Origin of the sequence: Cupriavidus sp. L7L (assembly GCF_004353535.1) — a bacterium.
Lineage (GTDB): Bacteria > Pseudomonadota > Gammaproteobacteria > Burkholderiales > Burkholderiaceae > Cupriavidus > Cupriavidus oxalaticus_A.
Window position 1 is genome coordinate 582349 of the sequence record NZ_SMNY01000009.1, and the last position, 21365, is coordinate 603713.

17 protein-coding genes and 1 other RNA gene are annotated in these 21365 nt (G+C 65.0%); 10 read left to right on the forward strand and 8 right to left on the reverse strand.

The window, feature by feature from the left end; genetic code table 11:
• Window positions 1–18: 18 nt before the first annotated feature.
• Window positions 19–2655 (reverse strand): cyanophycin synthetase, encoded by a 2637-nt coding sequence (gene cphA, locus E1J61_RS10580; protein WP_133093997.1) that lies wholly within the window; start codon window positions 2653–2655, stop codon window positions 19–21.
• A gap of 254 nt (window positions 2656–2909) precedes the next feature.
• Between cphA and E1J61_RS10585 the strand changes: the two genes are divergently transcribed.
• Window positions 2910–5207, forward strand: coding sequence for an ABC transporter ATP-binding protein (locus E1J61_RS10585; RefSeq protein WP_133093998.1), 2298 nt, complete (start codon window positions 2910–2912; stop codon window positions 5205–5207).
• Window positions 5197–5703, forward strand: coding sequence for a DUF1854 domain-containing protein (locus tag E1J61_RS10590; protein WP_240745930.1), 507 nt, complete (start codon window positions 5197–5199; stop codon window positions 5701–5703). Before E1J61_RS10585 ends, E1J61_RS10590 begins: the two co-directional genes overlap by 11 nt.
• A 27-nt stretch (window positions 5704–5730) precedes the next feature.
• Here E1J61_RS10590 and E1J61_RS10595 read toward each other — a convergent pair whose 3' ends face one another.
• From E1J61_RS10595 to ompA, 6 genes are all read right to left on the reverse strand, one after another.
• Complete coding sequence (locus E1J61_RS10595) at window positions 5731–6642, reverse strand: fimbrial protein (protein ID WP_240745931.1); 912 nt, start codon at window positions 6640–6642, stop codon at window positions 5731–5733.
• Between the two features lie 382 nt (window positions 6643–7024).
• Complete coding sequence (locus E1J61_RS10600; protein WP_133094000.1) at window positions 7025–7426, reverse strand: hypothetical protein; 402 nt, start codon at window positions 7424–7426, stop codon at window positions 7025–7027.
• 333 nt (window positions 7427–7759) lie between these two features.
• Window positions 7760–8118: a transfer-messenger RNA gene (ssrA, locus tag E1J61_RS10605) on the reverse strand.
• Window positions 8119–8206: 88 nt separating this feature from the next.
• Entirely contained in the window at window positions 8207–8881 is a 675-nt protein-coding gene (gene gph, locus E1J61_RS10610; protein WP_133094001.1) for a phosphoglycolate phosphatase, read from the reverse strand.
• Complete coding sequence (gene ubiG / locus E1J61_RS10615) at window positions 8878–9624, reverse strand: bifunctional 2-polyprenyl-6-hydroxyphenol methylase/3-demethylubiquinol 3-O-methyltransferase UbiG (RefSeq protein ID WP_133094002.1); 747 nt, start codon at window positions 9622–9624, stop codon at window positions 8878–8880. Before ubiG ends, gph begins: the two co-directional genes overlap by 4 nt.
• Window positions 9625–9734: 110 nt before the next feature.
• The gene (ompA, locus tag E1J61_RS10620) at window positions 9735–10388 is read right to left on the reverse strand and encodes an outer membrane protein OmpA (RefSeq protein WP_029045719.1); all 654 of its coding nucleotides are present in this window, start codon (window positions 10386–10388) and stop codon (window positions 9735–9737) included.
• 433 nt (window positions 10389–10821) lie between these two features.
• On the opposite strand from ompA, the gene gyrA reads away from it, so the two are divergent.
• The 7 genes from gyrA (at window position 10822) to aroA (ending at window position 20253) form a co-directional block, all read left to right on the forward strand.
• A complete protein-coding gene (gene gyrA / locus E1J61_RS10625; RefSeq protein ID WP_133094003.1) occupies window positions 10822–13473 on the forward strand; it encodes a DNA gyrase subunit A in 2652 nt (883 codons plus the stop codon).
• Between the two features lie 113 nt (window positions 13474–13586).
• Complete coding sequence (locus E1J61_RS10630) at window positions 13587–14150, forward strand: DUF2059 domain-containing protein (RefSeq protein WP_029045717.1); 564 nt, start codon at window positions 13587–13589, stop codon at window positions 14148–14150.
• A gap of 177 nt (window positions 14151–14327) precedes the next feature.
• Entirely contained in the window at window positions 14328–15485 is a 1158-nt protein-coding gene (serC, locus tag E1J61_RS10635; protein ID WP_133094004.1) for a 3-phosphoserine/phosphohydroxythreonine transaminase, read from the forward strand.
• A gap of 103 nt (window positions 15486–15588) precedes the next feature.
• Window positions 15589–16737 carry a prephenate dehydratase gene (gene pheA, locus E1J61_RS10640; RefSeq protein WP_133094005.1) on the forward strand — a complete coding sequence of 383 codons (1149 nt, stop codon included), beginning with the start codon at window positions 15589–15591 and terminating at the stop codon, window positions 16735–16737.
• A 42-nt stretch (window positions 16738–16779) separates the two neighbouring features.
• Window positions 16780–17907 carry a histidinol-phosphate transaminase gene (gene hisC, locus E1J61_RS10645; RefSeq protein WP_133094006.1) on the forward strand — a complete coding sequence of 376 codons (1128 nt, stop codon included), beginning with the start codon at window positions 16780–16782 and terminating at the stop codon, window positions 17905–17907.
• Between the two features lie 105 nt (window positions 17908–18012).
• Entirely contained in the window at window positions 18013–18912 is a 900-nt protein-coding gene (locus tag E1J61_RS10650; protein ID WP_133094007.1) for a prephenate dehydrogenase/arogenate dehydrogenase family protein, read from the forward strand.
• Window positions 18913–18948: 36 nt separating this feature from the next.
• Entirely contained in the window at window positions 18949–20253 is a 1305-nt protein-coding gene (gene aroA / locus E1J61_RS10655) for a 3-phosphoshikimate 1-carboxyvinyltransferase (protein ID WP_133094008.1), read from the forward strand.
• Here aroA and E1J61_RS10660 read toward each other — a convergent pair.
• Window positions 20243–20479 (reverse strand): DUF2061 domain-containing protein, encoded by a 237-nt coding sequence (locus tag E1J61_RS10660; RefSeq protein WP_133094009.1) that lies wholly within the window; start codon window positions 20477–20479, stop codon window positions 20243–20245. The genes aroA and E1J61_RS10660 overlap by 11 nt on opposite strands.
• 125 nt (window positions 20480–20604) lie before the next feature.
• Between E1J61_RS10660 and cmk the strand changes: the two genes are divergently transcribed.
• Complete coding sequence (gene cmk, locus E1J61_RS10665) at window positions 20605–21273, forward strand: (d)CMP kinase (RefSeq protein ID WP_063237076.1); 669 nt, start codon at window positions 20605–20607, stop codon at window positions 21271–21273.
• The last annotated feature ends 92 nt before the right edge of the window (window positions 21274–21365 follow it).

The window sequence follows — 21365 nt, forward strand, 5'->3', positions numbered from 1 at the left end:
CTGTGTTCGGGCGCCGCGTCAGGCGCGGCGCGCAGGCTGGCCCATCCAGTGGTGCACCAGGTCGACGGTGGCCGCGGTGGCGGCCTCGTCGCACTGCAGCACCAGCAGGTCGCCCGGCACCAGCTGGCCGAGCGCGGTCTCGATGGCATTGGCACGTGCGCCTTCGTCGATGATCTTGGTCACGCGGCGGCCTTCGTACAGCCCTTGCTTGAGCAGCGCGCGCGCCTCGGCATCGGGCAGGTCGCGCTTGACGCTGCGGTCTTCGCACAGGAAGACGCGGTCGAAATGCTGGCCCAGCACCTTGCCCTGGCGCACCAGGTCTTCATCGCGGCGCTGCACGCCGGCGCCGTAGACGACCATGCGGCGTTCGGACGGGAAGCGGTCCAGCGCGGCCGCCAGCGCTTCCAGCGCGGGCGCGTTGTGGGCGTCATCGACGACCACGGTGGCGCCGTTGCGCTCGAACAGCGTGAAACGGCCGGGCACGTCGACCTGGCCGACGTCGAACGTCACCACGCCGGCGCGGATCAGGTCGTTGGAGATGCCCAGCGCCCAGCCCGCGGCGACGGCCGCCAGCACGTTCTCGACCTGGAACGCCACGCGGCCGGCGTAGGTCAGCGGCACCGCGGCTACGTCGACCAGCGGCGTTTCCTTGCTGCCGACGGCCAGCACGATCTTGCCTTCGCGCACGTACACCGCGCGCTTGCCTGCGGCGCGATGCGACATGATCGCGGGCAGCTCGGGCGTCAGGCCGAAGAAGATCACGTCGCCGTCGCACAGCTCGGCCATCTCGACCAGCCGCTCGTCGCGCGCGTTCAGCACCGCGGCGCCGTCCTTGAGCACCACGTCGACCTGCGTGCGCAGCACGTTGTACATGCGGTCCTCGTCCTCGACGTAGTAGTCGCCGAGGTGGTCGGGCTGGTCGAAGTTGGTGACCACGCCGACCTGGCAGCGGTCATAGACCAGGCCTTCGGACAGGATGCTGCCGCTGTCGTTCTCGAACACGGCGGCCTCGACCGCGCGGTTCATCAGGATGCGGTGGCCGGCGTCCCAGTTGGCGCGGTCGCCGCCCTGCACCAGGCGGCGGTCCAGGAACAGGCCGTCGCTGCTGGCCAGGCCGGTATGCTTGCCCGACAGCTGCAGCAGGCGCGCGACCAGGCGCGCCACCACGGTCTTGCCGTTGGTGCCGGTCACGCCGACCACCGGGATGCGCCCGCAGTCGTCGTGCTCGGACTCGGGGAACAGGTGGTTGACGATGGCGCGGCCAACCGGACGCGGCGTGCCTTCGGCCGGCTTGATGTGCATCAGCAGGCCGGGACCGGCGTTGACCTCGACGATGGCGCCGCGCTGTTCGGCCAGCGGGCGCGAGATGTCCTCGGCCACCAGGTCCACGCCGGCGATGTCCAGTCCGACCACGCGCGCGGCCAGCGATGCATGCGCGGCCACGCTCGGGTGGACGCGGTCGGTCACATCAAAGGCGACGTTGCCATTGCGCTGGATCAGCACGGTGCGGCCCTCCGCCGGCACCGAGCTGCCATCCATGCCCTGGCGCTTCAGCTCCAGCCGCGCGGCGGAATCCAGGCGCACGCGGTTCAGCGGGTGATCTTCGGTGCTGCCGCGCCGCGGATCGGAATTGATCTGCAGCTCGATCAGCTCGTCGATGGTGGACTTGCCGTCGCCGACCACGCAGGCGGTCTCGCCCATCGCGGCGGCAACCATGCGGCCGCCCACCACCAGCAGGCGGTGTTCGTTGCCGGGGATGAAGCGCTCGACGATGACGCCGCTGCCTTCGTCCAGAGCCACGGCGTAGGCAGTCTCGACTTCCTCGCGGGTGACCAGGTTGGTAAAGACGCCGCGGCCGTGGTTGCCGTCGTAGGGCTTCACCACCACCGGCACGCCGATGTCTTCGGCGGCGTCCCAGGCGTCCTGCGGCGAGTCGACCATGCGGCCTTCCGGCACCGGCACGCCGCACGACTCCAGCAGGCTCTTGGTCAGGTCCTTGTCGCGCGAGATGCTTTCGCCGATGGCGCTGGTGCGGTCGGTCTCGGCCGTCCAGATGCGGCGCTGGCGCGCGCCATAGCCCAGCTGGACCAGGTTGCCGTCCGACAGGCGGATGGCGGGGATGTCCCGGTCGTCGGCGGCATCGACGATGCATGCGGTGCTGGGGCCGAGGCAGTGCTCGTCGACCAGGCGGCGCAGGTTGTCCACGGCGGCGGGGACGTCGAAGGGACGGTCCTCGATCGCGGCCATGACCAGGTCGCGCGCGCTGAACAGGGCGGCGCGGGTGACTTCTTCGTGCCAGGCACGGACGATCACCTTATACACGCCGCGCACCGGAGTCTCGCGCGCCTTGCCGAAGCCGCCGGGCATGCCCGCCAGGTTCTGCAGCTCAAGCGTCACGTGTTCCAGGATATGGCCGGGCCAGGTGCCTTCCTTCAGGCGCTGCAGGAAGCCGCCGCGCTCGCCGATGCTGCAGCGATGCTCGATCAGCGAGGGCAGCCATGCCGACAGGCGCTCGTAGAACCCCGGAATCGTGTTGGAGGGAAAGTCCTCCAGTTCCCCGATATCGACCCATGCCTCCAGCACGGGCCGATATGTCCACATATTCGGGCCGCGCAGCGACATGACATCGAAAATCTCAATGTCCTTCTTTTTCATTGAATTTGCTTGAGGCAGTGGGCGGAACGCCCGAGAAATGGAAGCCTAACCTTTCAATAACGTTACAGCTTAGTACAGGTTGACTTTCTTCGATTAAAAGTGTTTGTGCAGTGCATCAGGGCAACCCGCGGGTTCGCTGTTATTTACGTCGTTATGTATACTGCGGGCGAATTCACGGGCAGCCAGTGGGCGCCCGGCCTAAATTTGTTTCAAGTTATGTCCTTTTCCCCTGGACGCTGCATGCTGCGCCATCCATGACCCAGTCCTCCCTGCCTGCCCTCAACACCTTCCCCGCCGACGAGCCGTGGCGTGCCGAATCCGGAACGTGGCTCCGTCCCGGCGAAAACGTCCTGGCCGGACTGGTGCTGGACCTCGACGCGAGGCTGCATTTTACCCAAGGGTGGCTGGTTGTGACGGAGCAGCGCATCGTTGCCCGCCCGCCAGGTGAAAAAAATGTGCGGGAATGGAACATCTCGCCCGAACTGCGCCTTTCCCATACCGATCATGCGGGGGTCGGCACCCTCGAACTGGCCGGCCCAAAGGGTCGGCTGGCCAGCTGGCGATATACGCTTGGTTACAATCCTGCCGCGCTGCGGCTGGCCGACCAGTTCGAGATGCGCCGCGATGCCACCTCCGCTACCGAAATTGGCGAGCCTGGCGAAGTGGCGTGCCCGACCTGCAAGGCGCCGCTGCCCCCGGATGAAGAGGAGTGCCCGCAGTGCAACCGCGAGCTGGAAACGCCACCGTCGACCTGGGCGCTACTGCGCCTGTGGCGCTTTGCCCGGCCCTACCGCTGGCAGCTGCTGGCCGGTTTCCTGCTGACGGTGCTGTCCACCGGCGCCACGCTGGTACCGCCGTACCTGACCATGCCGCTGATGGACAAGGTGCTGATTCCGTACCAGAACGGGGTACCGATCGATTACGACCGCGTGCGCATGTACCTGGGGGGACTGCTTGGCGCCGCGCTGGTGGCATGGAGCCTGGGATGGGCGCGTACCTATCTGCTGGCACGCGTGTCGGAGCGCATCGGTGCGGATCTGCGCACAACGACCTACGAACATCTGCTTAAGCTGTCGCTGGAATATTTCGGTGGCAAGCGCACCGGCGACCTGATGGCGCGCATCGGCTCGGAAAGCGACCGCATCTGCGTGTTCCTGTCCCTGCACCTGCTGGACTTCGCCACCGACGTGCTGATGATCGTGATGACGGCCGTGATCCTGGTCTCGATCAACCCGTGGCTGGCACTGGTGACGCTGGTGCCGCTGCCGTTCATCGCCTGGATGATCCACCTGGTGCGTGACCGCCTGCGGCACGGCTTCGAGAAGATCGACCGTATCTGGTCGGAGATCACCAACGTGCTGGCCGACACCATCCCCGGCATCCGCGTGGTCAAGGCCTTCGCGCAGGAAAAGCGCGAAGTGACGCGCTTCCGCGAGGCCAACAAGCACAACCTGGCCATCAACGACCGCGTCAACGCGGTATGGTCGCTGTTCACGCCGACCGTGACCCTGCTGACCGAGATCGGGCTGCTGATCGTATGGGTGTTCGGCATCTGGCAGGTATCGCACAGCGCCATCACCGTGGGCGTGCTGGTTGCCTTCCTGACCTATATCAGCCGCTTCTACACGCGCCTCGATTCGATGAGCCGCATCGTTTCGGTGACGCAGAAGGCCGCGGCAGGGGCCAAGCGGATCTTCGACATCCTCGACCATGTCTCGAGCGTGCCGGAGCCGGTGCGTCCGACCAAGCTCGACAAGGTCGAAGGCGCCATCGACATGCGCGACCTGGGCTTCCGCTACGGCAACCGGGCGGTGATCCGCGGGCTGGACCTGTCGATCGCACCGGGCGAGATGATCGGGCTGGTCGGGCACAGCGGCTCGGGCAAGAGCACGCTGGTCAACCTGATCTGTCGCTTCTACGATGTTTCCGAGGGGGCGATCCGTGTCGACGGCGTCGACATCCGCTCGCTGCCGGTGTCCGAGTACCGCCGCCATATCGGCCTGGTGTTGCAGGAGCCGTTCCTGTTCTTCGGCACCATCGCCGACAACATTGCCTACGGCAAGCCGGATGCCACGCGCGAGGAGATCATCGCTGCCGCGCGCGCCGCGCATGCGCACGAGTTCATCCTGCGCCTGCCGCACGGCTACGACTCGCTGGTAGGGGAGCGCGGCCAGGCGCTGTCGGGTGGCGAACGCCAGCGCATCTCGATCGCGCGTGCGCTGCTGATCAACCCGCGCATCCTGATCATGGACGAGGCGACGTCATCGGTGGACACGCAGACCGAGAAGGAAATCCAGAAGGCGCTCGACAACCTGGTGCAAGGCCGCACCACCATCGCCATCGCGCACCGCCTGTCGACGCTGCGCAAGGCCGACCGCCTGGTGGTGATGGACCGCGGCAAGATCGTCGAAGTCGGCAGCCACGACGAACTGCTGTTGCGCGAGGGCGCTTACTTCAAGCTGTACCAGGCGCAGGCGCGTAACGTCGATACCGAGGATGACGACGAGCGCGAAGCCGTGACCGAACTGCCGGAGGTGGCCAATGCCCACTGATATGACCTTGGCGGACACCAATGCCGCAGCCAGCGCGGCCTTCACGCTGTCGCGCAATCCGTTTGGCCGCCTGACGCTGAACCATGGCGACGGCACGATCTATGAAGGGGTGGTGCCGGTGCGGGCCTTTCCGATCTCCGCGCCGCAAGGCGGCATCGGCATGATGAGCGCCGATGGGCACGAGGTGGTGTGGATTCCGCGGCTTGAGGCCCTTCCCGCCAACGAGCGCAGGATGATCGAAGAAGAACTCGCATCGCGCGAGTTCATGCCGGAGATCGAGCGCATCGTTGAGGTGTCGACCTTTGCCACGCCGAGCGTATGGACCGTGCAGACTGATCGCGGGCGTACCTCTCTCGTGCTGCGCGGGGAAGAAGCGATTCGTCGCCTGTCAGGCAACACGCTGATGGTGTCCGACAGCCACGGCATTCATTACCTGATCCGTGACCTGATGGCGCTGGACAAGCACAGCCGCAAGCTGCTGGACCGGTTCCTTTGACGGCAGGCTGGCGACGCAGCGTTTCGTTTACTGGTAGTCGAGCGTAAATATCATGGCGCTCGACACGCTGCCAGGCGATGGCGCGCCCCCCAGCGAGACATAGCGCGCACCGAAGCGGTAGGTGGAAGGCACGTTGGCGGCAACGTTGCCCATGGCATTCCGTACTTGCAGCGGCACGGGCGCGCTGCCGATGGCGTCGACGATCTGCACGCCCACGTTGCTGGCCACGCCGCCCGTGCCGGCGCCAGCGATGCCGAGGATGCCATTGGGTGCCGACTGCACCGGCGTGCTCCCCCCGCCGTCCAGCGTCAGGCCGACGATGGCAGCCCCGCTGCAGGTCAGTTGGATCGAGAAGGGTGTATTACCGGCGGCGCCTTGTGTGGCCAGCGTGCGGGCGCTGACATTGGGCAACGTCACCACGGCGGGGTAGTTGACTGTGCAGGCAATCTCACGTGGCGAGGCATTGCCCGAAAAGCCGATGTAGTTGACGTAGCCGCCACCGAGCGCGCCTGAAAGCGAGCCTTGGTACACGCCGAAGCCAAAGCGTGTCTGGGTTGGGTCAAGATCGCCGCCTGCGATTGGGCCCGTCTTGACGAACTCAACCGATACCGATACGGAATAGGTCAAGTCGTTATTCAGGCTGCCAAGGTTGGCCGTCCGCGTATCGCAGTTGATGCCTTTCGCATTGGTCATCGGCTGCCCTGCGGCGTTGCGCAAGCGGATGCCGATGCCGGCCACACCGGTCGAATAGACGCCAGGCATGACTTCACTGCCGGATCCGTAGTAGCAGGAGATGATGGGCGCGCCGGCTACCACGGCAGGCGGTTTCTCGGTACAGGCGCCGGTGAATGTGTAGTAGCGTGTCGTGCCGGGAATGGTGCTCCCCACCGGCAGGTTAACCGCTACCGCCATGTTGTTCATCGTCTGGAGGTAGGGCATGGCAGGCGTGGCAGTGCAGTCGGCATGAGCGAGGCTCGGGGCTGCCAGCCAGGCGGCGAGCATTAGCCCGCGTTTGAGCGCACGGAGCAGGCGAGCGGCGATGGGTAGGGGTATGTGCATAGGTGTCGGCAGTAGCGGAGGCCGGCTGTGACCGCGCGAAGTTCGGGTTCGCTGCAGTCGGCGCTGCCTTGCGGTTGAAGGACGAGCCAACTTTAGTCGTACCGCTCTGTGCCCATGACCGGAAAATTCCGAATGCGTTAGGAAAATTTCGGCAGTTGCGGCGCCCAGGCTGACAATGTCACCGCTGCTCAGCAGCTTGCGGACACGAAAAACGGGCCACGGCGGCCCGTTGATGCAATACCCGTGCCCTGCGCGGGCAGGACTAATGCAACATCTCCGACGAGTCGTCGTCCTCGTCCCAATCATCGTGCATCATCGGCGCATCTGGCGCCATGTCGAAGACCATGGAGTGGTAGCGTACGCTGAACCACTCCCGGAACATCTCCAGCGTCAGGGTCTCGGGCCATAGCGAATCGTCGAACCATTCGCCCAGCATGAATTCGAAGAACTCCTGCCAGCGCTTCTCGACCCAGTGGACCGCGTTGGCGTGCGTATCCGCGAGTTCTTCGGGCAGCAGGAACACGCTCTGGTCCTCGCGCACCTGCTCTAGCGTGAGACCGGCAACCGGCTGTGGATCGACCGCCTGGATCCAGTCCAGGAACGGCTGTTCCGGAACCAGCGCGACCATGGCGCGGTTGATGGTATAGCGGGGATAGTCGGACATGGGGAGAGATGTGGAGGACTTCGGCGGGGTATTGTAATCGTCCGGATGCCCGAGGAAACGCTGTGCCGCAGCCAATGCGCGGCGGTCGCCTTTCCCGGTTCGGCGAACGCTAATGGTAGTTCATCGAGAACGTTGCGACGATATTTGCGAGTCCGCTCGATGCCACCGGGCTGGTCTCGTAGTATCGCGCAGCCATGGGAATGCTGATCGCCCGGTTGTCACCTCGGAAACCGATCATGCCGCGCCGCGTGCGCCGGAAACAAAAAACCCGTGAAGACGCTGGTCATCACGGGTTTCCCGGGCTTCGGAGATGGAGGTCTCCGAAGTGTTGACTGGTGGAGCCGGCGGGAATCGAACCCGCGTCCGCAAGCCCTCCACAGAGAGTTCTACATACTTAGTTCTGTCATTTGATTTAACCGGCGCATCGCGGACGAACACGCTCTACGACGGCGAGTCACTAAATTTTCGTCCCCGGACCCGTGACACTTCCGGAGCTTATCTGACGTAAATGACCTCGCGTGGTCTTGCGACCCTAGCCCGTCAGCGAGCCAGTGCGAGGACGGCGGCCCTTAGGCTGCCAGTGCGTAACGTTCGTCGTTAGCAGTTATTGCATTCCCATTGATTAACGAGGTGACGGGTCCTCGGTATGCCCTCCACTGCTTTGTAACCCACGTCGAAACCAGGTCGGCCCCAGTGAGAAGAAGCTGGATTGTACCCGGTTGGATGGAAAGTGTCTCGGGGAGTTCCATGGCCGCCAGCTGTGCGCTGGCCGCCACGCCGCTAGCCGACCGCGACGGGGACCAGCAGCGGGATCAGTTCGGCCGGATGGCGCACCAGGTGGTCGGCGCCCCATGCCTCCGGCGGCTCGCCGTCGCCGCAGTAGCCATAGGCGGCCGTGACCGTCATCATGCCGGCGGCCTTGCCCGCCTGGATGTCGCGCAGGTCGTCGCCAACGTACACGCAGCGGCGTGGGTCGACACCGGCACTCGCGGCGGCGTGCAGCAGCGGGGCGGGGTGGGGCTTGGCGTGGGCCGTGGTGTCGCCGCTGACCACTGCGCTGGCGCGCGGCGCCAGCCCGATGGCGGCGACCAGCGGCACCGTGAAACGCGCAATCTTGTTGGTGACGATACCCCAGGGGATGCCCGCTGCTTCGAGCGCCGACAGCACTTGCGGCATGCCGTCGAACAGGCGCGTGTGCACGGCGATGTCGGCTTCGTAATAGTCGAGAAAGATATCCCGCAACGCCGGAAAGTCGGCATCGTCGGGCACCAGCCCGAACGCCGCGCCGAGCAGGCCGCGCGCGCCATGCGAGGCGACGGGCCGAAGCTTCTCATACGCCACCGGCGGGCGGCCGCGCTCGACGACCAGCCGGTTGGCGGCGGCGGCCAGGTCGGGCGCCGTGTCCGCCAGCGTGCCGTCGAGGTCGAAGAAGACGCCTGCGATGCCCCCGCTCATGCCGACACCCGGCGGAACGCCATCATGTAATTCACATCCGTGTCGCGGCCGAGCGCATAGACCTGCGACAGCGGGTTGTAGGTCATGCCGCGCATCTCGATCAGGTCAAGCCCTGCGTTGCGGGCGAAGCGCGCCAGTTCCGACGGGGTGATGAATTTTTCATAATCGTGCGTGCCGCGCGGCAGCATGTTCAGCACGTACTCGGCGCCCACGATGGCCAGCAGGTAGGCCTTCAGGTTGCGGTTGATGGTCGAGAAGAAAACGTAGCCGCCCGGCTTTACCAGCGTCGCGCAGGCTTGCACGATCGAGGCCGGATCCGGTACGTGCTCGAGCATCTCCATGCACGTCACGACCTCCACGCTGCCCGGCTCGCGCGCCGCCAGCGCTTCCGCCGCGATTTCCTCGTAGGTGACGGCAACGCCGGACTCCAGGCTGTGCAGGTCCGCGACCTTGAGCGCCTTGCCGGAGAGATCGATGCCGCGCACGGTCGCACCGAGGCGCGCCATGCTCTCGGACAGGATGCCGCCGCCGCAGCCCACGTCGACCACGCGCTTGCCCGCCAGTCCGGCGATGCCGTCGATCCAGCCCAGGCGCAGCGGATTGAGTTCATGCAGCGGCTTGAACTCGCTCTCGGGATCCCACCAGCGGTGGGCGAGCTCGCTGAACTTGTCGATTTCCTTGGGGTCGGCGTTCCGGCGCAGCGGATCGGGATGGGTGGACAGGGTCTGGGAGGGCAACGTCATCGTATGCGGGCCGGCGGCAACTGCCCACGCCGGCGGAGGAGGTGTGTGGGCAACTGTATCAAAAAAAAAGCCCAGCTTGCGCTGGGCTTTCTTGATCGGAAAGGATCCGATTAACGTGCGCTGCGGGTGCCGACCACTTCGACTTCCACGCGGCGGTTCGGCTGCTGGCAGGCGATCTGGGCCTTGCGGTTGCCCTTGCACGACTTCGGGTCGACCTTCAGCTGGCGCTTGCCCTTGCCTTCGGTGTAGACGCGGTTGGCTTCAACGCCCTTGCTCACCAGGTAAGCCTTGACCGATTCAGCACGGCGGATCGACAGGCGATCGTTGTACTTGTCCGAGCCGAACGAGTCGGTGTGGCCAACGGCGATGATGACTTCCAGGGTGATGCCTTGCAGCTTCGAGACCAGGTCGTCCAGCTTGGCCTTGCCTTCCGGCTTCAGGACAGCCTTGTCGAAGTCGAACAGGGTGTCAGCAGCGAAAGTGACCTTCTCGCTCGACACGACCGGCGGAGCCACCGGGGCCGGTGCCGGTGCCGGGGCTGCGGGAGCCAGCGCGCCGTCGCACAGGGCGTTGGCGGTGGCCGGAGTCCAGGAGCTGTCGCGCCAGCAGAGCTCGTTCGTGCCATTCTTCCACACGTACTCGCTCGTACCGTTGCCCCAGTTATCGTTCACTGCCTTCTTTTCGTAGGGGACGGACTGGGCTTGAGCGGATGCAGCCATTACTGCGGTAGCTGCAACGAGCGCGAGCTTGGCAAATTTTTTCATATTTCTCCTCTCAGGATGAGATCACCGCAGGGTTACTGCGAGCAAATGGACGAAAACAAGTCATACATTCTTCGGAGTATAACATTCTCGATGTGGTGTATGCTCCACTTCGAACAATGTCTGGCTCTTCGCTGGGGAATTGTGCCACAAGGGTCGTTTCCTAAGAAGTAAATATATTCGATTCGCCCCATGGGTTTTGGGCCTGTGGTGTTTGTGCAACATAGGTCTTGTGTCGCCCGCAAAGCCTTGTGGCATCAGGGTTTCCGGGATTCGGGCAAGGCCGCCGGCTGGCTCCGGCGAGGCTGTCCGGGGGCGGTAAGCCGGGGGTGCCGGCATGTTAGAATGGCACGTTGCCCAGCCGTCAGGCGCCTGCCGGCGCCACGTGCAAAAGGGCCTGTCATTCGCTTAAACCTGCCGCATAAACCACGCCGCAATGGATCCATTCGCAAAAGAAACCCTTCCGGTCTCCCTCGAAGAGGAAATGCGCCGCTCCTATCTCGACTACGCCATGAGCGTAATCGTCGGGCGCGCGCTTCCCGATGTGCGGGACGGCCTGAAACCGGTGCACCGGCGCGTGCTGTTTGCGATGCACGAGCTCAACAACGACTGGAACCGTCCGTACAAGAAGTCGGCCCGTATCGTCGGGGATGTGATTGGTAAGTATCACCCGCACGGTGACACTGCTGTATACGACACCATTGTCCGCATGGCGCAGGACTTCTCCCTGCGCTACATGCTGGTGGACGGGCAGGGCAATTTCGGTTCGGTCGATGGCGATAACGCCGCGGCCATGCGTTATACCGAAATCCGCCTGTCGAAAATCGCCCACGAGATGCTGCATGACATCGACAAGGAAACCGTCGATTTCGACAGCAACTATGACGGCTCCGAAAAAGAGCCTTCTATTCTCCCGGCCCGTATTCCCAATCTGCTAATCAATGGTTCCTCGGGTATTGCAGTGGGTATGGCCACCAATATCCCCCCGCATAACCTGAATGAAATCGTCGACGGCTGCCTGCATCTGCTGCGCAATCCGCAGGCGACGGTGGATGAACTGATTGAATTGATTCCGGCTCCGGATTTTCCCACCGCCGGCATTATTTATGGCATCCAGGGTGTGCGCGAAGGTTATCGCACCGGCCGCGGCCGCGTGGTCATGCGCGCCAAGACGCACTTCGAGGATATCGACCGGGGCCAGCGCCAGGCGATCATCGTCGACGAGCTGCCCTACCAGGTGAACAAGCGCACCTTGCTTGAGCGCATCGCCGAGCTGGTTACGGAAAAGAAGATCGAGGGCATCTCGGATATCCGCGACGAGTCGGACAAGTCGGGCATGCGCGTGGTGATCGAGCTCAAGCGCAACGAGGTCCCCGAGGTCGTTCTTAACAACCTGTATAAGAACACCCAGCTGCAGGACACCTTCGGCATGAACATGGTGGCGCTGGTCGACCGCCAGCCGCGCCTGCTGAACCTGAAGCAGATGCTGGAGTACTTCCTCGCGCACCGCCGCGAGGTCGTGACCCGCCGCACCGTGTTCGAGCTGCGCAAGGCGCGCGAACGCGGCCATGTGCTGGAAGGCCTGGCCGTGGCGCTGGCGAATATCGACGAGTTCATCGCCATCATCAAGGCCGCGCCCACGCCGCCGATCGCCAAGCAGGAGCTGATGTCCAAGGCCTGGGATTCCGGCCTGGTGCGCGAGATGCTTGCACGTGCCGAGAGCGAGACCCCCGGGGGGCGCGCATCGTACCGGCCGGACGGCCTGCCGGCGGTGTTCGGCATGCAGGCTGACGGCCTCTACAAGCTGTCAGACGGCCAGGCGCAGGAAATCCTGCAAATGCGCCTGCAACGCCTCACCGGGCTGGAGCAGGACAAGATCGTCCAGGAATACCGCGACATCATGGCGGAAATCGCCGATCTGCTGGATATCCTGGCCCGTCCCGAGCGCATTACTGCAATCATCACCGATGAACTCACCGCTATCCGCGCCGAGTTCGGCGATGACCGCCGTTCGCAGATCGAACTGAACGCGACCGAGCTGGACACCGAGGACCTGATCACGCCGCAGGACATGGTGGTCACCCTGTCGCACAGCGGCTATATGAAGAGCCAGCCGATCTCCGAGTATCGCGCGCAGAAGCGCGGCGGGCGCGGCAAGCAGGCGACGGCAACCAAGGAAGACGACTGGATCGACACCCTGTTCGTGGCCAATACCCACGACTACATCCTGTGCTTCTCGAACCGCGGCCGGCTGTACTGGCTGAAGGTCTATGAGGTGCCGCAGGGTTCCCGCAACTCGCGCGGGCGTCCGATCGTCAACATGTTCCCGCTGTCTGACGGCGAAAAGATCAACGTGATCCTGCCGGTGCGCCAGTTCGACGCCGAGCACTTTATCTTCATGACCACCGCACGCGGCACGGTCAAGAAGACCGCGCTGACCGAGTTCTCCAACCCGCGCAAGGCCGGCATCATTGCCGTCGACCTGGACGAGGGCGACTACCTGATCGGTGCTGCCGTGACCGACGGCCAGCATGACGTGATGCTGTTCTCGGATGCCGGCAAGGCGGTGCGTTTCGACGAAAACGACGTGCGCCCCATGGGCCGCCAGGCACGAGGCGTACGCGGCATGAACCTGGAGGACGGCCAGGCCGTGATCGCCATGCTGGTTGCGCCCGCCGAATCCGCCGAGGAAGCGGAGGCGGGCGGACGTGGCAGCGTTCTGACCGCGACCGAGAACGGTTACGGCAAGCGCACGCCGATCGCCGAGTACACTCGACACGGCCGCGGCACCAAGGGCATGATCGCGATCCAGACCAGCGAGCGCAACGGCCGCGTCGTGGCGGCGGCGCTGGTTTCGCCGGAAGACGAAATCATGCTGATCACCACCGGCGGTGTGCTGATCCGTACCCGCGTCGGTGAAATCCGTGAAATGGGCCGGGCCACGCAGGGCGTCACGCTGATCAACGTCGACGAGGGTACCAAGCTGTCCGGCCTGCAGCGCATCGTCGAGAGCGACGCCGACAATGGCGCCGGCCCGGAAGAGACGGAAGAGGCGGGCGGTAACGCCGATGCCGACGCCAATTCGTAACCAATTGGCCCCATCGCGCGTTAAAACGTAAATTGTTGCAACAACAGGACGTCAGCCGGAACTCGACTTGCGGCTGTCCGGACTAAAACGGACGTATTTACCAGGGAGTCACAATGCTCAAAACCTATCGACGTATCGCTGTTCTGGCCGCTTTCGTTCCGACCTTCATGGTGGCGCAGCATGCCCATGCACAGGACGCGGAAAAGACGGCAGCCATCAAGGAACTGCTTTCCGTCATGCAGGCTGACCAGGCCGTCAAGGGCCAGGCAGAAAACTGGCAACAAGGCGCCAAGCAGGAAGCCCCGCTGGTGCTGGAGCAGGTTCTGGTCGAGAACAAGACCCTGAGCGACAAGCAGAAGCAGGCCGCGGTTGAAAAGCTGAAGAAGAACGGCGCGGTCCAGCGCATGGTTGACGGCGCCGGCACGGCATTCAACACCGACGGTTTCCGCAAGGACGCCATCCAGGCCCACTACGACGCCTTCGGCAAGTACTACTCCACGCAGGAACTGAAGGATCTGACCACGTTCCTGAAGTCGCCGACCGGCCAGAAGTTCATGGCCAACCAGGGCAAGGCGACCCAGGAGATCTGGGGCTCGATGATGCAGAAGTACGGCCCGCAGGTCGGCAAGTCGATGCGCGACGCAGCCGAGAAGGAAATCACCGCCGCGTCGAAGTGATCTTCGCCGCAGGGGCCTGAGGCATTGCGCCGCAATGCGCCGTAATGTGTCGTTAAGGCCGCCTCGCGCGGGCCGGCGCTGCACCGGGGTCCAACCCCGGGCGCCCAACCGGGCACGGGTTTGAGGGATAATGGCTGCTTGGGTAACTCCGGCAGCCATTTTTCCTTTCCCCGTCTCATGAACGATCCCCAGAATCCCGCACTTGCCGGCATGATGCAGCGTGCATTGGCCGAACGCGTCTACAACTTCTCCCCGGGCCCGGCCATGCTGCCGGCCGAAGTGCTGCAACAGGCTGCCGAGGAAATGCTGTCATGGCGCGGGACCGGGGTTTCGGTGATGGAGATGAGCCATCGCAGCCGCGAGTTCGAGGGCATCCACAACGAGGCCATCGCCGACCTGCGCGAGCTGCTGCATATCCCCGACAATTTCCGCGTGCTGTTCCTGCAGGGCGGGGCCATTGGCGAAAACGGCATCGTGCCGCTGAACCTGATGCGCCTGCGCAATGCCGAGCAGCCCAAGGCCGACTTCGTCGTCACCGGCACCTGGTCGATCAAGACCGAGCAGGAAGCGCGCCGCTACGGTACGGTCAATATCGCCGCGTCCAACGAGGCGGAAAAATTCCACCGCATTCCCGCTGTTGCCGACTGGAAGCTGTCGGATGACGCCGCCTACGTGCACCTGTGCACCAACGAGACCATTGTTGGCGTCGAGTTCCAGGACATTCCCGATATCGGCCAGGTCAAGGGCAAGCGCGTGGTGGTGGCCGATGCTTCCAGCCATATCCTGTCGCGCCCGATCGACTGGTCGCGCGTGCAGGTGGTCTACGGCGGCGCGCAGAAGAATATCGGCCCGGCCGGCGTCACCATCGTGATCGTGCGCGAGGACCTGCTGGGCCACGCGCATCCGCTGTGCCCGTCGGCATTCAACTGGCGCCAGGTGGCCGAGAACAATTCGATGTACAACACGCCGCCGACGTACGCCATCTACATCGCCGGGCTGGTCTTCAAATGGCTCAAGCGCCAGGGCGGCGTGCCGGCGATCGAACAGCGCAATATCGCCAAGGCTACGGCGCTGTACGACTTCCTGGACCAGAGCGACTTCTACCGCAACGAGATCGCTCCGGGCTGCCGTTCGCGCATGAACGTGCCGTTTTTCCTCGGCGACGAATCGCGCAACGATGCCTTCCTGGCGCAGGCACGCGCCAATGGCCTGGTGCAACTCAAGGGACACAAGACCGTGGGCGGCATGCGCGCCAGCATCTACAACGCGATGCCGCTGGAAGGTGTGACGGCGCTGATCGATTTCATGCGCGAGTTCGAACGCACCTCGGCCTGAGGCGCGTGTCCGCGATACAGCCCACGCGCCATCGCGCGCGCGGGCTGGCGCGGACAGGTTTTTCCCCGGCCGCCGCGCCCCGGCGGCCCACCGGATTCATACAATGACAAGTCAAGACAGCACCCCTGCGCACGAGGAGACGCAGCCCAACGGCAACCACCTGAGCGAGGCCGAACGCAACCTGTCGGTCGAGCTGGCGCCGCTGCGAGAGCAGATCGACACGGTGGACCGTGAACTGCTGGCCATGCTGAACCAGCGGGCCAAGCTCGCGCTCGCGGTTGGCGAGGTCAAGAAGAAGTACGGCGCGCCCGTGTTCCGCCCGGAGCGCGAGCTGCAGGTCATCCGCAAGGTGCAGGGTGCCAATCCGGGTCCGCTGCTGGGCGAGAGCGTGGCCGCGATCTGGCGCGAGGTGATGTCCGCCTGCCGCGGGCTGGAGAAGCCGCTGGAAGTCGCTTTCCTGGGCCCGGCCGGCACGTTCTCGGAGCAGGCGCTGTATGCGCACTTCGGCCATGAGGTGAGCGGCGTGCCTTGCCCCAGCATCGACGAAGTGTTCCGCGCGGTCGAGGCAGGCACTGTCGAATACGGCGTGGTGCCGGTGGAAAACTCGACCGAGGGCGCGGTGTCGCGCACGCTCGACCTGTTCCTGCAGACGTCGCTGAAGATCAGCGGCGAGATCGCGCTGAAGGTGCATCACAACCTGATGGCGTCGACGCCCGACATGAAGGGCGTGACCGTGGTGCGCGCGCACGCGCAGGCGCTGGCGCAGTGCCAGCACTGGCTGACGGCCAACTATCCGCACCTGGAGCGCCAGGCGGTGTCGAGCAATGCCGAAGCCGCGCGCATGGCCAGCGAGGACCCCACCGTCGCGGCGATCGCCGGCGAATCGGCTGCGAACCGCTACCACCTGCACCTGGTGCGCACGCATATCCAGGACGATCCGCACAACCGCACGCGTTTCGCCGTGATCGGCCGCTACGAGACCGAGCCGTCGGGCAGCGACCAGACCTCGATGATCCTGTCGGTGCCGAACAAGGCCGGCGCGGTGTACCAGCTGCTGGCGCCGCTGGCCGAGAACGGCGTGTCGATGTGCCGCTTCGAATCGCGTCCGGCGCGCAGCGGTGCGTGGGAGTATTACTTCTACGTCGACGTCGAAGGGCACCAGCATGAGCCGGCGGTGGCACGCGCCATCGACGAACTGCGCCGCAACGCGGCCTATCTGAAGGTGCTGGGCTCGTATCCGTCGAGCAAGTAAGGTGAATAACCAAGGCCAGCGCAACCGGAGCAAGGAGACAAGATGGCAGAACAGGGTAAGCATGGCGGCACGGTGTTCGGACCGGACTATGTGCGGGCGATCTCGCCGTACGTGGCCGGCAAGCCGATTTCCGAAGTCGCGCGCGAGTTCGGCCTGGACGAGGCCGGCATCGTCAAGCTCGCCTCCAATGAGAATCCGCTGGGCATGCCGGCGTCGGCGCAGCGCGCCGTGGCTGCCGCCGTCGCCGACCTGGGGCGCTACCCTGATTCAAACTGCTTTGCGCTGAAGGCCGCTTTGTCGGCGCGTTTCGGCGTGCCGGAGGACTGGCTCACGCTCGGCAACGGCAGCAACGACATCCTTGAGCTGGCAGCACATGCGCTGGTCGAGCCCGGCCAGTCGATCGTCTATGCCGAGTACTCGTTCGCGGTCTATGCGCTGGCGACACAGGAGATCGGCGCCCGGGCCATCGAAGTGCCGGCGCGCGATTACGGCCACGATCTCGATGCCATGGGCGCGGCGATCGCGCCGGATACGCGGCTGGTCTTTATCGCCAACCCCAACAATCCCACCGGCACCTTCCTGCCGGCTGCGCAGATCGAGGCCTTCCTGCGCTCGGTGCCGCCGAACGTGGTGGTGGTGCTGGACGAGGCCTACAACGAATACCTGGATGCCGGCCAGCAATACGATTCGATCGAGTGGGTGCGCCGCTATCCCAACCTGATGGTGTCGCGCACCTTCTCCAAGGCGTATGGCCTGGCGGGGCTGCGCATCGGCTATGCAGTGGCACAGCCGGCGCTGACCGATCTGCTTAACCGCATCCGCCAGCCGTTCAATGTCAACAGCGTGGCGCAGGCCGCGGCGATCGCGGCGCTGGGCGATGCCGAGTTCCTGCGCCGTAGCGCGGAGCTGAACCGTGCGGGCAAGGCGCAGCTGATCGAGGCCTGCGATCGTCTCGGGCTCGAATACGTGCCGTCCTCGGGCAACTTCGTGCTGGTCCGCGTCGGCGACGACGACGGTGCCGGTGCACGTGTCAACCTGGCCTTGCTCAAGCAGGGCGTGATCGTGCGCCCGGTGGGCAACTACAACCTGCCGCGCTGGCTGCGCGTGACCATCGGCCTGCCCGAGGAAAACGCGGCCTTCATTGCGGCACTGGAGCGGGCGCTGGCGTAAGCCCCGCTACAATCGCGGCGATTCGCGCCGGGCCGCTGTGCCCGGCGCCGTGCCTTTTTGCTATCGCTCGGCCCGGCCGAGCCACTGCCCGTCGGGCCTGAAATCGTGAGTGCTTTGCATTTTTCCCGTGTTGTCATTGTCGGCGTCGGCCTGATCGGCGGCTCGCTCGCGCTGGCGCTCAAGCGTGCCGGCGTGGCGGGCACGGTGGTCGGCGTGGGCCGCTCGCCCGCGTCGCTGCAGAAGGCGCTGGACCTTGGCGTGATCGACGAGGCGGCGACGCTCGCCGATGCCGCGCGCGGCGCCAGCGTAATCGTGCTGTGCGCGCCGGTGGCGCAGAACTTTGCGCTGCTGCATGCGCTGGAACCGCACCTGCAGCCCGGCACCATCGTCACCGATGCGGGCAGCACCAAGTCCGACGTGATCATGGCGGCCAAGACCGCGCTGGGCGACAAGGTCGCGCAGTTCGTGCCGGCGCATCCGATCGCCGGGCGAGAGCTCAACGGCGTGGAAGCCGCGCTCGCCGACCTGTATGTCGGCAAGAAAACCGTGCTGTGCCCGTTGCAGGAGAATTCGCGCGCCGATGTCGCGGCGGTCCGCGCAATGTGGGAGCAAGCCGGCGCGCAATGCCACGTGATGTCGGCGGTGCAGCACGACGCGGTGTTCGCGTCGGTCAGCCACCTGCCGCACGTGCTGTCGTACGCGCTGGTGGCGCAAGTGGCCAATGCCGAAGACGCTGCGCTGAAGCTGGATTTTGCCGGTGGCGGGTTCCGCGATTTCACGCGCATCGCGGCCTCGTCGCCGGAAATGTGGCGCGACATCTGCGTAGCCAACCGCGAGGCGCTGCTGCGTGAACTGGGCACCTACCAGTCGGTGCTTGCGCACCTGAAGACGCAGATCGAGAAGGGCGACGGCGACGCGCTTGAACGCATCTTCACGCGCGCCAGCAAGACCCGGCTGGCCTGGGGCGCCGAACGCGCCGCGGGCAACAACCATATCGAACCGTAATACGAACCCCGAGGCGCCCCGGCGCCTACCGAGACCATGGAACACCTGACGCTTGGCCCCCTGACTCGCGCCACCGGCACCGTGCGGCTGCCGGGCTCGAAGAGCATCTCCAACCGCGTGCTGCTGCTGGCCGCGCTGGCCACCGGCGAAACCCGCGTGCGCGACCTGCTCGATTCCGACGACACCCGCGTGATGCTGCAGGCGCTGCGCACGCTGGGCGTGGCGTGGCGGCAGGACGGCGCCGATTACATCGTGGCCGGCGCCGGCGGCAATTTCCCGAACAAGTCGGCCGAGCTGTTCATGGGCAACGCCGGCACGGCGATCCGCCCGCTGACGGCCGCGCTGGCGCTGCAGGGCGGCAGCTACAAGCTGTCGGGCGTGCCGCGCATGCACGAGCGGCCGATCGGCGACCTGGTCGACGGCCTGCGCCAGGTCGGCGCGGTGATCGACTACCTTGGCAATGAAGGTTTCCCGCCGCTGCATATCCAGCCCGCCGGCATCCGCATCGACGCGCCGATCCGCGTGCGCGGCGATGTGTCGAGCCAGTTCCTGACCGCGCTGCTGATGAGCCTGCCGATGGCGCAGAGCGACAGCGGACGGATCGAGATCGAGGTGGTGGGCGAGCTGATTTCCAAGCCCTATATCGAGATCACGCTGAACCTGCTGGCGCGTTTCGGCATCCAGGTCGAGCGGCAGGGCTGGGAACGCTTCGTGCTGCCGGCCGGCGCGGCCTACCAGTCACCCGGCGAGATCTATGTGGAGGGCGATGCGTCCTCGGCATCGTATTTCCTGGCGGCCGGGGCGATCGGCGGCGGGCCGGTGCGGGTCGAGGGCGTGGGCATGACCAGCATCCAGGGCGACGTGCGTTTTGCCGATGCGCTCAACCGCATGGGCGCCAACATCATGGCGGGCGACAACTGGATCGAAGTGCGCGGTACGGAACGCGACGATGGCCGGCTGCACGGCATCGAGCTCGACTGCAACCACATCCCCGACGCGGCCATGACGCTGGCGGTGGCGGCGCTGTTTGCCGAAGGCACCACGACCCTGACCAATATCGCCAGTTGGCGCGTCAAGGAAACCGACCGGATCGCCGCGATGGCAACGGAACTGCGCAAGCTGGGCGCAGTCGTGGAAGAAGGGGCGGACTATCTGCGTGTGACGCCGCCGCCCGCCTGGCAGACCCCGGCGGACGGTATTGGCACCTATGATGACCATCGCATGGCGATGTGTTTCTCGCTGGCCGCATTCGGGCCGCTGCCGGTGCGGATCAACGACCCGGGTTGCGTGGCGAAGACGTTCCCGGACTACTTCAGCGTATTTGCCGGCGTTACGCGCTGACCAGGTCGCCGGTCGTGGCGCGGGTCCTGGTTGCTTCGCCGCTGGCAGGAGCCTGGCGGCGCTCGCGCCGTTCCCAGTAGCGATCGAAGAAGTAATGCGCCACGGTATTGACGGCCGGTTCGATGAACGTGATGGCACCGCTGATGGCAAGGCTGCCGGTCAGCGCATACGTCACGCTGAAAGCGATGCCGAGGTGCATGATGCCGAACGTCAGGGTTTTTGCCATGGTAGATTGCCTCGCAACTGAAAACTGGAGGGTGCTGGCCGCGATTGCGGCGAAGCGCCATGAATCAAATGATAATGATTCTCAGTTGGTTTAACAATAAATCGTTTCTTTGAGTTTCATAACCAATGACTATCGTCAACGTCATCACCATTGACGGGCCGACCGCCTCGGGCAAGGGAACGGTCGCACACAAGGTCGCCGACGCGGTGGGATTCCATCTGCTCGACAGCGGGGCCCTGTACCGGCTGGTGGCGTTGGCCAGCGATCGCGCCGGCGTTGACCTGGCCGACGTGGACACCCTGGCAAAGGTCGCCTCGCGCCTTGAAGTGAAGTTCGGCCCGGACCGGGTCTGGCTGCAGGGAGAGGAAGTCAGCCTGGCGATCCGTGCGGAGGCCATCGGCAACCGCGCCTCGGCCATCGCCGTGCACCAGCCGGTGCGCGACGCGCTGACCCAGCTGCAGCGCGACTTCCGCAAGCTGCCAGGCCTGGTCGCCGACGGCCGGGACATGGGCACCGTGATCTTTCCGGACGCCCAGTTGAAAGTGTTCCTCACGGCAAGTGTTGAAGCGCGTGCTCGCAGGCGCTATAAACAATTGATTGATAAGGGAATTTCTGCTAATATCGAAGACCTTTTGCGTGACCTCGAGGCGCGCGACGCGCGGGATCGCAACCGCGCCGCCGCACCGCTGCGTCCCGCCGAGGATGCAAAGCTGCTGGATACCTCCGACATGACGGTGGATCAGGCAGTGGCGCAGGTGCTGGAGTGGTTTGCCGCTGTGCGGTCCGGTGCATGAATGCATCGGACGCATGACAAGCGAACGGACCTCGCCCGCACCAGATGGCGCCAGCCCGGACATGCCTGATCGGCCCGACGCTGGCTTGTGTA